The organism is Umezawaea sp. Da 62-37 (assembly GCF_032460545.1).
Classification (GTDB): domain Bacteria; phylum Actinomycetota; class Actinomycetes; order Mycobacteriales; family Pseudonocardiaceae; genus Umezawaea.
Genome location: NZ_CP135965.1, coordinates 4,547,428 through 4,561,522, shown reverse-complemented (window position 1 = coordinate 4,561,522; position 14,095 = coordinate 4,547,428). Strand labels below are relative to the sequence as shown.

The window sequence follows — 14,095 nt, the reverse complement described above, 5'->3', positions numbered from 1 at the left end:
TGGAGGTTGTGATGATCGTTCTTGGTTTGATCCTGCTGGTGGTCGGCTGGTTGGCCGGGATTTCGATCCTGACGACCATCGGCACCATTCTGCTGGTGATCGGCGCCATCCTCGCCGTGCTCGGCGCGGTCGGCCGCCCGGTCGGTGGCCGGAGCCACTTCTTCTAAGCCCGCCACACAAGCTTGCGAGGGGCGCCTCCCATCCGGGAGGCGCCCCTCGCGGGCGTTCTGGGTAGCCTCGGCCGGGTGAAACTCCGGGAAGCGCTGGAATCCGCTTACCTGCTCCGCCTGCGCGCGCAGGTCGCGAAGGGACCGCTCCCGCGGCACGTCGCCATCGTCATGGACGGCAACCGCAGGTGGGCGCGCGGCCAGGGGTTGGCGGACGTCAGCCAGGGCCACCGGCACGGCGCCGAGCACATCGAGGACGTGCTCCGGTGGTGCGTCGACACCGGCATCCGGTACGCCACCGTGTTCGTCGCCTCGGTCGACAACCTGAACAAGCGCGACTCCACCGAGGCCCGGCGGCTGATGGACATCGTCGAGCACGTCGTCGTCGGTCAGGTCCTCCGGAACTCGCCCCGCTGGCGCCTGCACCTCTCCGGTGACCTGGACCTGCTGCCCGACAGCACCGCCCATGCCCTCAAAACCGCACGCGACACCACCCTCGGCCGTGACTTCCACCTCACGCTGGCCATCGGCTACGACGGCCGCCAGGAGATCGTCGAAGCCGTCCGCACCCTGCTGGACACCCACTCCAGCGCAGGCACCACCCCGGCCGACCTCGCGCGGACGCTCACTCCCGCGGACATCGCCGCGCACCTGGGCGTCGCGGGCGTCCCCGACCCGGAACTGGTCATCCGCACCAGCGGCGAGCAGCGCATGTCGGGGTTCCTGCTGTGGCGGGCTGCGCACTCGGAGCTGCACTTCTGCGACGTCCACTGGCCGGGGTTCCGCCATATCGACTTCCTGCGGGCCCTGCGCGCCTTCGCCTCGCGCCGCGGCTAGTCCAACGGCACGGTGAGCTGGCTCGCCAGGTGACGCCGCAACGTCCCGACCAGATCCACCCCGGCGCGGTTCGACAGCCACTGCACCTGCAGCCCGTCCATCAACGCCACCAACGTCAACGCCGCGTGCTCCGGGTCGACGTCCTCCCGCAGGCGGCCGTCCGCGGCGAGCGCCTTGAACGACTCGGCCGCGTACCCCCGTGCCATCCGGTAGTGCTGCTCGAAGTAGTCGTGCGCCGGGTGGTCCTCCGACACGGCCTCCGCCGCCAGCCGCGAGTAGAGGTCCACGATGCCGGGGTGGCGGACGTTGTGGGCGGCCAGCGCGATCAGCCTGAGCAGCGCCTCCAACCCCGGCGTCCCCGACAGGTGCTCCCGCTCGGTGTCCTCGGCGTCCCGCCGCTCCAACACCGCCGCCAGCAGCGCTTCCTTGCTCGGGAAGTAGTACAGCAACCCGGCGTGCGTGATCCCGACCCGCCGCGCGATCTCCCGCAACGACGACCCGTGGTACCCGGCCTCGGCGTACATCCCCACCGCCGCCCCGAGGATGTCCTCCCGCCGAATCCTCCCCTTGGAGTACCCGCCGGTCACCGGACCACCTTCAGCGACTCGCACGCGCCCATCATGCCGCACGTCACCCGCCGGCTTCGGCCACCGCTCCCACGTGCGCGTTCCGGTCGACGATCAGCTTGCGCAGGTACCGGTCGAGCACGGCCACCTCGGCGAACCGCCCCAACGGCCCGAACGGCGCCGCGTACCCCACCACGTCCCGCATCACCGTGCCCCCGCGCCCGTCCGGCGCGAAGCGGTGCTCATGCCGCCACCACCGGAACGGCCCCTCCACCTGCTCGTCGACGAAGTACTCGGGCGGCTCGTGCACGACGATCCGCGCCCCCATCCGCCACCACACCCCGAAGTGCCGAGCCCTCCAGGTCACCTCGTCCCCCGACCGAAGCCTGCCCGAAACGACCCCCGCGACGGCCTGTTCGGCGGCGTCGGCCATCGACGCGGTGTGCACGCCCACGTCCAGCGAGACGTCGAAGACGCGCCGCGGCGACGCGGCGATGCTGGTGGTGACCTCGAAGTGGGGCACGGGGTCGATGCTAGGGGCCGCAGCAACCGCCCAGGGCGCCGCATGCCGGTAGGACGCAGAACGACGCCGACCCGCGGATGATGTCTCCGCTGGTCGGCGTCGTCGGAAGCCCTGCTACTACGCGGCCTTCGTCTCCCAGAAGATCTTGTCGATCTGGGCGATCAGGTCGAGCAGTTCCTGTCCCTTGGCCGGGTCCATGGAGCCCTTGGTGCCGCTGGCACCGGCCGCCTTGGTGGCGCGGTTGAACAGGTCGTGCAGTTCCGCGTACTTCTCGAAGTGCGGCGGCTTGAAGTAGTCCGTCCACAGCACCCACAGGTGGTGCTTGACGAGCTCGCTGCGCTGCTCCTTGATCAGGACGGCGCGTTCCCGGAACTCCGGGTCCTCGTTCGCCTGGTACTTCTCCTGGATCGCCTTGACGGACTCCGCTTCGATCCTGGCCTGGGCCGGGTCGTACACACCGCACGGAAGGTCGCAGTGAGCGGTGGCCTCCAGCAGTGGGCGGCGGAGTTCGCGGATGCGCGACAGCAGTCGCATCTTGCCTCCCTGACAGTGAATGCTCCGACGTGGAGGACCCTACTCCGGACGGTCTGGCACGGCAGGTGGAGGTGATCGTTGGCACCGCAGGGTGGGAACCCGTTGCCGCTGCTCCGGGTGCGCGGTCCGTCGATGGTCCCGGCGGTTCGGGATGGCGACGTGGTGGTGGTGCGGTACGGGGCCGTCCCCGAGACGGGGGATCTCGTGCTGGTCCGGTGGGCGGCGCGGCCCGGTCAGCTGTCGATCAAGCGCGCCCGTGAGCAGCGCGGAAGTGGCTTGTGGCAAGTACTTGGCGACAACCAGTTCGGGTCGACGGACTCGCGGACACTGGGGCCCGCGGAGGTGCTCGGGGTGGTGCGGTGGCGGTTGTGGCCGCGGCCGCGGCGGCTCAGGTAGCGCGGAGCGCCGCGTGGAAGGCCCGGCACTCGTCGTAGTTCGGCAGGATGCCCGCGGCGAGCGCCTCGGACAGGCCGGGGGCGGCGCGGTCCTTGTCCGACAGGATCGGCTCCACGCCCGCGGGCCAGGGGATGGCCAGTTCGGGGCACAGGGGGTCGAGGCCGCGTTCGCCGGTGGGGTTGTAGCCCTCCGAGCACAGGTACGCCATCGTCGTGTCGTCCTCCAGCGCGACGACGGCGTGCCCGAGGCCCTCGGACAGGTACACCGCGTTGAGCTTCGCCGAGTCGAGGCGTACCACCTCGTGCTGCCCGAACGTGGGGGAGCCGACGCGCAGGTCGACGATCACGTCGAGCAGCGAGCCGCGCGGGCAGTAGACGTACTTCGCCTGGCCGGGCGGCACGTCCGCGAAGTGGACGCCGCGGATGGTGCCGCGCCGGGAGGTGCTGTGGTTGGTCTGCGCGAGGCGCAGGGGGTGGCCGACCGCCTCGACGAACGCGGCCTCCTGGAACGGGGCGGCGAAAACGCCGCGGTCGTCCGGGAACGCCTTTGGGGTGAATTCCCAACTCCCGGAAATCTTCGTCTCGCTCACGCGCATGCCCACCATGGTAAAGCGGGAGGTGATCTTGACCGATTCTGCCTGGGAAAACGGACCGGACGGTCTTGGAAACCGGACGGACGTCTTGGGAAACCCCCTCTGACCTGCGGCGGAAGTGTGACGCGCGCCGCAGACACAATTGTCGAACACTGTCATGCTTGCCCGACCGCTTCACCCGGCCGGCGCGCGAAGAGCGCCCGGCCGAACTATTCAGGCCCCGTGGAACGAGCGTGACAACGCTGGTCGCGGTGCGCCCCCAGGCCCGCACCGCAGGAGGACTGTCGCCGTGACCGCTCTGAACGACAACCCCATCACCGATACCCAGCCGACCGACGAGGAGATCTTCGCGGCGCACGTCGGCGGCAAGCTCAGCCTCGGCGTGACGGCGTCGCTCGCGGACCCGCGCGCCCTTGCCATCGCGTACACGCCCGGCGTGGCGAAGGTCAGCAGCGCGATCGCCGAGGACCCCTCGCTGGCCGCCAAGTACACGTGGGCGCACCGCCTGGTCGCCGTGGTCAGCGACGGGACGGCCGTCCTCGGCCTCGGGGACATCGGCCCGTCCGCCTCGCTGCCGGTGATGGAGGGCAAGGCGGCCCTGTTCAAGACCTTCGGCGGCCTCGACTCGATCCCGCTGGTGCTGAACACGACCGACGTCGACGAGATCGTCGAGACGCTGGTCCGGCTGCGGCCGTCGTTCGGCGCGGTGAACCTGGAGGACATCTCCGCCCCGCGCTGCTTCGAGCTGGAGGCGAAGGTCATCGAGGCGCTCGACTGCCCGGTCATGCACGACGACCAGCACGGCACCGCGGTGGTGGCGCTGGCCGCCCTGCGCGGCGCGAACACCGTGCTGGGCAAGAACATCGCGGACCAGCGCGTCGTCGTCGCGGGCGCGGGCGCCGCGGGCATCGCGTGCGCGAAGATCCTGCTGGCCGCGGGCATCGGCGAGGTCACGCTGGTCGACTCGCGCGGGATCGTGCACGTCGGTCGCGAGGGCCTGAACCCGATCAAGGAGGGGATGGCGGCCCTGACCAACGGCAGCGGCCTGCGCGGCGGCATCGCCGAGGCGCTGCGGGGCGCGGACATCTTCCTGGGCGTCTCGTCGTCGCAGGTCGGCGAGGACCTGATCGCGAGCATGGCGTCCGACTCCATCGTGTTCGCCCTGTCCAACCCGCACCCCGAGGTGCACCCGGACGTCGCGAACCGGCACGCCGCCGTCGTCGCCACGGGCCGCAGCGACTTCCCGAACCAGATCAACAACGTCCTCGCGTTCCCCGGCATCTTCCGCGGCGCGCTGGACGTGGGCGCGCGCCGGATCACCGAGGGCATGAAGCTCGCGGCGGCCGACGCCATCGCGGCCGTGGCCTCCGACGACCTGGCCGCGGACCGCATCGTGCCGAGCGCGCTCGACCCGCGGGTCGCACCGGAGGTCGCGGCCGCCGTGGCCGCCGCGGCGAAGGCCGACGGCGTAGCCTGATCACGCGGGAAACAGGACGAAACAGGCCTGGGTTTCGTCGCTCGACGCTCGCGGAATGAACGAATCCACTTTCGTGGTGGGTCGTTACCTCGTCAGGGGGTGGGCGATGACGCTCCGAAGCGCTACCGTCCCTCTCCTCGGGTGAACATCCGAGGAGAGGGACGCGTTTTGCCGCAAACCGGGTGCAGCCAGGTCCGCCGGACTGATCACCCCTGCGCCGCGACAGGCGTCGACGCGGGAAGGGTGGGGCTGTGCCCAAGCGGGACGGAAGCGCTTCGGTGGCGCTGGAACCTGCCCTGCGACCGGCGGTCACACTGGACGGCGTGACACTCCCCGACGCCCCCTCGCTGCTCTGCGACACCAAGGGCGTCGTGATGAAGGCGAACGCCGCCGCCGTGGAGCTCGCGCAGGCGGAGTCATCGGACGACCTGGTCGGCCGCAGCCTCAGCGAACTCCTCCTCGGCGACCAGTCCGACCTCCGGCTCCGCAGGCCCGCCAGCGCGGCCTTACCCGTCCGGGTCGTGCGCAGCCCCGTGCCCGGAACCGGCTTGCAGGCCGTGCTGCTGGTGGACGTCTCCGACCTGTCGGCCGTGGCGGACGAGCTGCGCGACGAGCAGCGCAGGCTGCGCACCGTGCAGCGGGTCGCCGAGATCGGCTCGTGGGAGTACGACCCGAGCACCGGCGTCACCGTCTGGTCGGACTCGCACTACGCGCTGCTCGGCCTCGAACCCGGATCGGTCGTGCCCGGCGCGCAGGCCGTCCTGACCGTCGTGCACCCGGACGACCACGAGATGGTCGCCAGCTACTGGACCAACCGCGAGCTGTCCGGCGACTCCATAGACATCGAGTACCGGATCATCCGCCCCGACGGCGAGCTGCGGCACATCCGCGGCGTCGCCGAGGCGAAGCTGGGCGAGGACGGCGCCGCGCAGCTGATCACCGGGTACATCCGCGACATCACCGCGCAGTGGCGCGCGGACCAGGAGCTGGCCCTCGAACGGGGCAGGCTGCTGGAGGCGCAGCGGATCGCCCGCATCGGCAGCTGGGCGTTCGAGCTGAACACCAAGTCCATGCACCGCAGCGAGGTCCTCGTCGAGATGTACGACGAGATCGAGTACGAGCCGGGCGCGAAGCTGATCGACGGCGTCCACCCGGACGACATGCACCTGCTGGACGAACTGCGCGACCGGCTGCTGAGCGCGACCGACGAGACGACCGTCGAGATAGAGGTCCGCAGCAAGTACAACGACAAGGTGTTCATCTGCCGCGCGCGCCCGGAGTTCGGGCCCGGTGGGAAGGGCGTCCAGCGCCTCCAGGGCACCGTGCAGGACGTCACCGAGGCCAGGCGCCTCGAACGCCAGCTGAACGAGGACCGCCGCAGGCTCGTCGACGCGCAGCGCGCCGCCCGGCTCGGCGTGTGGGAGTGGGAACTCCGGTCGGACGAGGTCGTGTGGTCGGAGATGCTCTCGGACCTGCTCGGCGTCCCCTACGACGAGAAGATCAGCTACCAGACCTTCCTCGACCTGGTGCACCCCGACGACCGGCCGTGGGTGGACGAGCTGTGGCGGCAGCTGGTCACCGACCGGACCCCGGTGCAGTGCGAGCACCGGATGGTGCGGCGCGACGGCAAGGTGCGCGTGTTCCGCTCCTACGGCGTGCTGGTCGAGGGCCAGTCGGGCGAGGGGTCGCGCGCGGTCGGCACCGCGCAGGACATCACCGAGCAGCGGGCCGCCGAGACGCGGATGAAGCGGTCCAGCCAGCGCTTCGCCGACCTGGTGTCGCTGACGCCGGTCGGCATCGGCCTGTTCGACGAGGGCGAGCGGCTGGTCGACGCGAACGACGCCCTGTGCGACCTGCTCGGCATGGAGCTGGAGGAGCTGCGCGGCGTGACCGCGGAGCAGATGACGCACCCCGACGACAACCAGTCGCGGCTGCGGTCGGTCGACAAGATGACGGCGCTGGGCGCCGACCGGACGCACAAGATCCCGCAGCGCATCCTGATCCGCCCGGACGGCGAGCGCGTCTACTGCGAGCTGCACATCGCGCTGTCCGTGCAGGACGACGGCCGCCGGTTCTGGCTGATCGTGTTCCAGGACATCACCGAACGCCGCCGCACGGCCGAGGCGCTGCGCCACCAGGCCACGCACGACGAGCTGACCGGCCTGCCGAACCGCGCGCTGGTCAAGGAGATCCTCGGCGAGCTGCTGGAGGGCCCCGACCGGGCCAAGGTCGGCGTGCTGTTCTGCGACATCGACAACTTCAAGCGGGTCAACGACTCCCTCGGCCACGACGCGGGCGACGAGCTGCTGGTGGCGCTCGCCCGAAGACTCGAGGACGGCCTGCCCGCGGGCTGCACCGCGGCGCGGCTCTCCGGCGACGAGTACGTGATCATCTGCGAGGACCTGGAACTCGCGGGCGGTGTCGACGTGCTGGCCACGAAGGTCGCGGGCCTGCTCAAGACCGCCGTCCCCGTGCACGGCCAGCTCGTCCGGGTGTCCGCGTCGATCGGCGCGTCGATCCCGAACGGCGCCCGCACGACCGGCGCGGACCTGCTGCGCTTCGCGGACGCGGCGATGTTCGAGGCCAAGAGGCGCGGCGCGGGCCGGGTGTCGCTGGCCAGCGCCGCGCTCATCGCGTCGGCGGACCGCCAGGTGCACCTCGAGGGCCAGCTGCGCGAGGCGCTGGCGAACGACGGCCTCCAGCTGCACTACCAGCCGGTCGTCGGCGCGGACGGGACCGTGCTCACGGCCGAGGCGCTCGTGCGCTGGCCGCACCCCGACCGCGGCCTGCTGCCGCCGGACGTGTTCCTGCCGGTCGCCGAGCAGGGCGACCTCATGCGCGACCTCGACCGCTGGGTGCTGCGCACCGCCCTGCGCGAGGCCTCGACCTGGCCCGCGCCCAACGGCAAGCCGGTGTCCATCGCGGTGAACCTGTCCGGCCTGGTGCCGGGCGACACCGAGTTCGTCGACATCGTGGCCGACACCATCGCCGAGGCCGGGATCCCGTGGAACCGGGTCGTGCTGGAACTGGTCGAGACGGCCCTGGTCGACCTGCCGTCACGGGTGCGGCAGTCCATGGACGAGCTGGTGCAGCGCGGCGTGCAGTTCGCCGTCGACGACTTCGGCACCGGCTACTCGTCGCTGGCCAGGCTCAAGGACCTGCCCGCGCAGATCATCAAGGTCGACCGCCGGTTCGTCTCCGGCGTCGGCAACGACTCCTCCGACTTCGCCGTCGCACGGGCCGTCGTCGACATGGCGCGGGCCATGGGCCGCAAGTGCGTCGCCGAGGGCGTCGAGACCGCGACCCAGTTCCACGTGCTGCGCGGCGTCGGCGTGGACGCCTACCAGGGCTGGCTGTTCTCCCGCCCGGTCCCCGCCAAGGAGTTCCGGGCCATCCTCGCCCTCGGCCCGCTGCACATCCCGCGCGCGGGCTGATCCGCGCGCGGTCAGCCGATCGAGGCCTCCACCAGGGGCAGCAGCGCGGCGATCCGGTGCCGGGGCAGGTCGATCAGCCGCTGGTCCAGGTCCGGGTGGTCGCCGACGGCGGCGTCGATGCGCTCGCGGGCCGCGCGCTTGGTCAGCTCGCCCTTCGACGCGGTGACCAGCGCCTCGCGCCACACGTTGCCGAGCTTCCCGTGGGCCCGCAGCAGCACCTCGCGCACGACCAGCCCGCCGGGCGTCAGCTCGCCCGCGAGCACCTGCTCGGCCACCACGACCGTGTGCTTGTTGTCCGGCGTCCCGCGCAGGAACCTCAACCGGAACCGGCTGTCCACCAACGAGGTCAGCTCGTGCTGGCCCTTCTCACTGGACACGTTCGGGTGGTTGTTCGGCACCAGCGCCGCCAGCCGCGCGGGCACGCTCGCCAGCAGCGTCCGCAGCAGCCACGGTCCGGGATCACCGGTCAGGTCCACGGCCAGCGACGCCGCCCCCTTGCCGATCGGCTCGTGCCAACCGGGCTTGCGCGGCTTCGGCGGCGGCGAGGACTCCGGGCGCGGGGCGAGACCGGACAGCGCCTCCAGCGCGTCCCGGCTCGGCCCGGACGACTCCAACGACTGCGGGCCGTGCGTGTAGATGCCCGTCCTGCCCTGCGCGCCGCCGCCCTTCCGGGACGTCGGGCGGCACACGTACAGGTCCGCGGCACTGCCGATCGCCTGCGCCCCGTCGAACCGGTTGAACGCGGGCAGGATCGCCTCGAACACCAGGCCGAGCCGCTGCAACTCCTGCTGCACCTTCAGCCCGAGCGCGGGCGTGCGGTCGCTGAAGCCGTAGGCCAGCAGCACGCGCCCGCGCGCCGGGTCGGCGAGGCAGTCGATCGCGCGGCCGGCGAACAGGCCCATGCCCTCCGGCGTGTACGGCGGGTCGCTGAACACGAGGTCCGCGGACTCCAGCACCGACGGCGGCAGGCCGAAGCGGAAGTCGGCGTGCAGGCAGCGGATGTTCCAGCCGCGCTCGGCCGCGAGGGCGTCGATGAACTCCAGCAGCCGGTCGTCCAGGTCGACGACGGTCACCTCGACGTCCGGGTTGACCGCGCACACGGCGAGCGAGGTCAGGTCGTGGTCGCCGAGGCAGAGCAGCTTGCGCCCGGTGAGGTCGTAGGTCGAGTCGAGCCACAGCGCCCGCTTCAACGCGGTGTCGGCCGTGGCCTGCACGTGGTCGAGCGCGGCCAGCGGCGGCGGCACGTTGGCGATGTCGGCGAGGATCGAGCGCAGCTGGTCGGTGTGCCGCGACACCAGCGCGTCCACCGGGTCTGACGGGCCCGCGTCCACCCCGAACGCCTCGGCGTACGCGGCCGCGCGGTACGGGGCGATCCGGTAGCGGTCGCCCTGCGTCTCCAAGTCCTCCTCGGCGGCCGCCAGCAGCTCCTGGACGGTGCGCCGGGGCACTGCGGGAAGCCGCACCAACTCCGCCAGCGTGTGCCAGTCGCGACCGAGCAGCGTCAGCACGGGGCGCAGCCTGCGCGCGTGCACACCGCGCTCGGCAAGCAGGGCTCGTACTCGGTCGATCGGCTCGTTGGTACCCACAACCGCAGCAGAGTAGTGACCGGTCGACAGGAGGTTACGGAGAGGAGACGTCTGGCCATCCACCCCTTGGAACGGCATGCCGTCGTCAGCCATCCGGGCTAGGGTCGTTTCTCCTGAACTTCGCTTGCTGTGAGAGCGGCCGATCGGCGGCCGTCCCTACCGGAGGGATCCCGTGTGATCGAGTTCCGAGCCGTGACCAAGCGGTTCGACGACGGGACGATCGCCGTGAACAACCTGGACCTCGTGGTCGAGGCGGGCACGATCACCGTCTTCGTCGGGCCGTCCGGTTGCGGGAAGACCACGTCGTTGCGGATGGTCAACCGGATGATCGACCCGACTTCGGGCACGATCATGGTGGACGGCAAGGACATCCTGTCCGTCGACCCGCCGACGCTGCGCCGCGGCATCGGGTACGTGATCCAGCAGGCCGGGCTGTTCCCGCACCGCACGGTGCTGGACAACGTCGCGACCGTGCCGCTGCTGTCGGGCTGGAGCCGGAGCAAGGCCCGCGGCCGGGCCGCCGAGCTGCTGGAACTGGTCGGACTGCCGGTGGAACTGGGCAAGCGGTACCCGGTGCAGCTCTCCGGCGGCCAGCAGCAGCGCGTCGGTGTGGCGCGGGCGCTGGCCGCCGACCCGCCGGTGCTGCTGATGGACGAGCCGTTCAGCGCGGTCGACCCGGTCGTGCGCGAAGGGCTCCAGGACGAGCTGCTGCGGCTCCAGGCGGAGCTGGACAAGACGATCGTGTTCGTCACGCACGACATCGACGAGGCCGTGCGGATCGGCGAGAAGGTCGCGGTGTTCCGCGAGGGCGGCATCCTGGCCCAGTACGACAAGCCCGCCGAACTGCTCGCCAGGCCCGCGGACGACTTCGTCGCGCACTTCGTCGGCAAGGACAGGGGCTACCGCAGCCTGTCCTTTGTGGACGCTTCCGGCGTGGAAGTCGGCGCGGTGCCGCTGGTCCAGGTCAGCGAGGCCGTGCGGCCGTCGGACGAGTGGCGGCTGGCCGTGGACGACCGCAAGCACCCGCGCGGCTGGCTCGCGCCGGGGACCACTGTGGACGGACCGCTGGTCGAGGACGTGCTCAAGCCCGGCGGCTCGCTGTTCCAGGTGGGGCAGTCGATCCGCGGCGCGCTCGACGCCGCGCTGTCCTCGCCGTCCGGGCTCGGTGTGGCCGTCGACGCCGAGGGCGCGGTCGTGGGGGCCGTGACGGCCACCCAGGTGCTCGCGGTGATCGAGGGCCTGCGCGAGAGCAGGGGCTGACCGCGTGGGAGACCTGGGCAAGTACCTCAGCGACGCGGGCACCCGGGGGGCGATCCTCGACATGCTCCTGCAGCACGTCTACCTCTCGCTGCTGCCGCTGGTGATCTCCGTCGTGCTGGCCGTCGCGCTCGGCTGGGTGTGCCACCGCTTCGGCTGGTTCCGCGGCCCGCTGCTCGGCGCGGCGAACATCGTCTACACGGTGCCGTCGCTGGCGTTGTTCGCGATCATCCCGGCGTTGATCGGCACCCAGGTGCTCGACATCAACAACGTGGTCATCGCCCTCACCGTCTACACCACGGCGCTGCTGACCCGCCCGGTCAGCGACGCCCTCGACGCGGTGCCCGTGCAGATCACCGCGGCCGCGACCGCGATGGGTTTCCGGCCGCTGCGCCGTTTCCTGACCGTGGAACTGCCGCTCGCGGTGCCGGTGCTGTTCGCCGGGCTGCGGGTCGGGTCGGTCAGCAACATCAGCCTGGTCAGCGTCGGCGCCCTGATCGGCACCGGCGGGCTCGGCGTCCTGTTCACCGACGGCTTCCGCAGCCGCTACCTCGCGCCGATCATCGTCGGCATCGTCCTGACCCTGCTGCTCGCGCTGGTCGTGGACGGCCTGCTGGTCGCGCTGCGCCAGTGGTTGACGCCGTGGAACAACATCCGTGGGGTGAAGTCGTGATCTTCGCCGACGCTTTCGCCTGGCTCTTCGACCCCGCCAACTGGAGCGGCTCCAAGGGGATCCCGCTGCGCACCGGCGTGCACCTGCTGTACTGCCTCGGCGCCGTGCTCGGCGCGAGCGCGATCGCCGTGCCGCTCGGCCTGTTCGTCGGCCACACCGGCCGCGGCGGCACGTTCCTGGTCGGCGGCAGCAACGCCCTGCGCGCACTGCCCACGCTCGGCCTGGTCACGTTCCTGTACCTGATCGCGGGCGGTGGAACAGGCCCGGTGCTGATCGCGTTGATCGTGCTGGCCATCCCGCCGATCCTGGCGGGCACCTACGCGGGCATCCAGGACGTCGACCGCGGCGTCGTGGACGCGGCCAAGGGCATGGGCATGACCGGCGGTCAGGTGCTGTGGCAGGTCGAACTGCCCAACGCCCTGCCGCTGCTCATCGGCGGGCTGCGCAACGCGACCCTCCAGGTCGTGGCGACCGCCTCGGTCGCCGCGTACGTGGGCATCGAGACCCTCGGCCGCCCGCTGCTCGACGGCCTGCGGGTGCTGGACTACGGCCAGTTCGTCGGCGGCGCGGTGCTGATCGCACTGCTCGCCGTCGCACTCGACCTGGTGCTGGCGGGCGCGCAGAAGGCCATCGTCCCCCGCGGACTGCGACTGGTCGGTCAACCGACCGGTCCGAAGAAGGGCAAACGCCCGCAGAAGCTGGTGGCACTCGCCGCACAGCCTGATTCAGGAGGAAGTTCGGCTTGACGTCCTTCCCGGTCATCGAGGACCGGGGATTCCCGTCCGCTTCGCAGCGGGCAGTTCCTGTTTCTTCCCCCTTGGAAGGGAGGTTCCGACAGATGCCCCACCGACTGGTGCCGGTTTGGTCTGATTCCGTCTCCGCAGGCTGTGACCGCCCGTCCGGCGGCCAGGATGTTCCGTGCGGCGTTGACGTCCCGGTCGTGGACTTCGCCGCAACCGGGGCAGGTCCACTGCCGCACGCCCAGTGGCAGTGTGTCGAGCAGGTGTCGGCAGTGCGAGCAGGTCTTGCTGGAGGGGTACCACCGGTCCACGGCGATCACCGTGCGGCCGTACCAGGCGGCCTTGTAGGTGAGCATGGATCGGAATTCCGACCAGGCCGCGTCGTTGATCGCTCGGGCCAGGTTGTGGTTGCGGACCATGTTGCGGACTGCGAGGTCCTCGATCACGATCGTTTGGTTCTCACGGACGAGTCGAGTGGTCAGCTTGTGCAGCAGGTCCCGCCGTCGGTCGGCGATCCGGGCGTGCACGCGGGCGACCTTCACCCTGGCCTTAGCCCGGTTGTTGGAGTCCTTGGCCTTGCGGGCCAGGTTTCGTTGCGCGCGGGCCAACGCAACCCGTCCCCGGTGCTCGTGCCTCGGGTTGGTGATCTTTTCCCCGGTGGAGAGGGTCATCAGGGAGGTCAGTCCGGCGTCGACTCCGACCTCCGCCGTGGTCGGGGCGAGGTGGTCGATGGTGGTCTCGACCAGGATCGACACGTGCCATCGCCCTGCCGGGTCGCGGGACACCGTCACCGTGGAGGGCTGGGCCCCGTCGGGCAGCGGACGCGACCACACGATGGCCAGTGGTTGGTCCATCTTGGCCAGCGTGAGCCGGCCGTCGCGCCACCGGAATCCGGACCGGGTGTACTCCGCCGACGCCCGCGACCTCTTGCGGGACTTGAACCTCGGATAGTTGGCCTGTTCGTCGAAGAAGCGGGTGAACGCCTTCTGCTGGTGTCGCAGGATTTGCTGCAACGGCACCGAGGAGACTTCCTTGAGGAATCCCAGTTCGTCGGTCTGCTTCCACGCGGTGAGCAACGCCGAGGTGTCGGTGTAGCCGACCCGCCGCTGTTCTCGACGCCATGCGTTGGTGCGGATGTCCAACGCGCGGTTGTACACCAGACGGATACACCCGAAGGTCCGCGACAACTCCACCGCTTGCCCTTCGGTGGGGTGGAAGCGATAGCGGTACGCCCGTTTCACCACCGCCTTCGGCACATCCCCCAGAATACCGGCCCCAACTCCTGAAGACCGAAGCCGCTCGTCCACTTCGGA

General features: G+C 70.9%; 14 protein-coding genes. 8 read left to right on the top strand and 6 right to left on the bottom strand.

Going from position 1 to position 14,095, the window contains the following annotated elements:
- The first annotated feature begins 26 nt into the window (after nt 1-26).
- Together RM788_RS20415 and uppS are read left to right on the top strand one after the other, a co-directional pair.
- Nucleotides 27-167 carry a hypothetical protein gene (locus tag RM788_RS20415; RefSeq protein ID WP_399344187.1) on the top strand — a complete coding sequence of 47 codons (141 nt, stop codon included), beginning with the start codon at nt 27-29 and terminating at the stop codon, nt 165-167.
- 78 nt (nt 168-245) lie between these two features.
- Entirely contained in the window at nt 246-1,004 is a 759-nt protein-coding gene (uppS, locus tag RM788_RS20410; protein WP_315933308.1) for a polyprenyl diphosphate synthase, read from the top strand.
- Here uppS and RM788_RS20405 read toward each other — a convergent pair.
- The 3 genes from RM788_RS20405 to sodN all read right to left on the bottom strand — a co-directional run bounded on the left by RM788_RS20405 (nt 1,001) and on the right by sodN (nt 2,627).
- Nucleotides 1,001-1,615 carry a TetR/AcrR family transcriptional regulator gene (locus tag RM788_RS20405; protein ID WP_315933307.1) on the bottom strand — a complete coding sequence of 205 codons (615 nt, stop codon included), beginning with the start codon at nt 1,613-1,615 and terminating at the stop codon, nt 1,001-1,003. The genes uppS and RM788_RS20405 overlap by 4 nt on opposite strands.
- A gap of 19 nt (nt 1,616-1,634) precedes the next feature.
- Entirely contained in the window at nt 1,635-2,093 is a 459-nt protein-coding gene (locus tag RM788_RS20400) for an SRPBCC family protein (protein ID WP_315933306.1), read from the bottom strand.
- 117 nt (nt 2,094-2,210) lie between these two features.
- Entirely contained in the window at nt 2,211-2,627 is a 417-nt protein-coding gene (sodN, locus tag RM788_RS20395) for a superoxide dismutase, Ni (RefSeq protein WP_106187412.1), read from the bottom strand.
- Between the two features lie 78 nt (nt 2,628-2,705).
- On the opposite strand from sodN, the gene RM788_RS20390 reads away from it, so the two are divergent.
- Complete coding sequence (locus RM788_RS20390; RefSeq protein WP_315933305.1) at nt 2,706-3,023, top strand: S24 family peptidase; 318 nt, start codon at nt 2,706-2,708, stop codon at nt 3,021-3,023.
- On the opposite strand, the gene RM788_RS20385 is transcribed toward RM788_RS20390, so the two are convergent.
- Nucleotides 3,016-3,618, bottom strand: a complete 603-nt coding sequence (locus RM788_RS20385) for a dTDP-4-dehydrorhamnose 3,5-epimerase family protein (RefSeq protein WP_315933304.1) — start codon at nt 3,616-3,618, stop codon at nt 3,016-3,018. The two genes, RM788_RS20390 and RM788_RS20385, sit on opposite strands and share 8 nt — an antisense overlap.
- A gap of 286 nt (nt 3,619-3,904) precedes the next feature.
- Between RM788_RS20385 and RM788_RS20380 the strand changes: the two genes are divergently transcribed.
- Together RM788_RS20380 and RM788_RS20375 are read left to right on the top strand one after the other, a co-directional pair.
- Nucleotides 3,905-5,092 (top strand): NAD(P)-dependent malic enzyme, encoded by a 1,188-nt coding sequence (locus RM788_RS20380; protein ID WP_315933303.1) that lies wholly within the window; start codon nt 3,905-3,907, stop codon nt 5,090-5,092.
- A 251-nt stretch (nt 5,093-5,343) separates the two neighbouring features.
- Nucleotides 5,344-8,526, top strand: a complete 3,183-nt coding sequence (locus RM788_RS20375) for a bifunctional diguanylate cyclase/phosphodiesterase (RefSeq protein WP_315933302.1) — start codon at nt 5,344-5,346, stop codon at nt 8,524-8,526.
- 11 nt (nt 8,527-8,537) lie between these two features.
- Here RM788_RS20375 and RM788_RS20370 read toward each other — a convergent pair whose 3' ends face one another.
- Nucleotides 8,538-10,112 (bottom strand): bis-aminopropyl spermidine synthase family protein, encoded by a 1,575-nt coding sequence (locus RM788_RS20370; protein WP_315933301.1) that lies wholly within the window; start codon nt 10,110-10,112, stop codon nt 8,538-8,540.
- Nucleotides 10,113-10,286: 174 nt separating this feature from the next.
- Between RM788_RS20370 and RM788_RS20365 the strand changes: the two genes are divergently transcribed.
- Genes RM788_RS20365 through RM788_RS20355 form a run of 3 tightly spaced genes read left to right on the top strand, consistent with a single transcriptional unit; the run spans nt 10,287 to nt 12,788 of the window.
- Complete coding sequence (locus RM788_RS20365) at nt 10,287-11,372, top strand: ABC transporter ATP-binding protein (protein ID WP_315933300.1); 1,086 nt, start codon at nt 10,287-10,289, stop codon at nt 11,370-11,372.
- A gap of 4 nt (nt 11,373-11,376) precedes the next feature.
- On the top strand, nt 11,377-12,042 hold the full coding sequence (locus RM788_RS20360) for an ABC transporter permease (protein WP_315933299.1): 666 nt from the start codon (nt 11,377-11,379) through the stop codon (nt 12,040-12,042).
- Nucleotides 12,042-12,788, top strand: coding sequence for an ABC transporter permease (locus RM788_RS20355; RefSeq protein WP_399345044.1), 747 nt, complete (start codon nt 12,042-12,044; stop codon nt 12,786-12,788). The genes RM788_RS20360 and RM788_RS20355 overlap by 1 nt, the downstream gene beginning before the upstream one ends.
- Here the strand turns inward: RM788_RS20355 and RM788_RS20350 are convergent.
- Nucleotides 12,701-14,038 (bottom strand): RNA-guided endonuclease InsQ/TnpB family protein, encoded by a 1,338-nt coding sequence (locus RM788_RS20350; RefSeq protein ID WP_315933297.1) that lies wholly within the window; start codon nt 14,036-14,038, stop codon nt 12,701-12,703. The two genes, RM788_RS20355 and RM788_RS20350, sit on opposite strands and share 88 nt — an antisense overlap.
- Between the last annotated feature and the right edge of the window lie 57 nt (nt 14,039-14,095).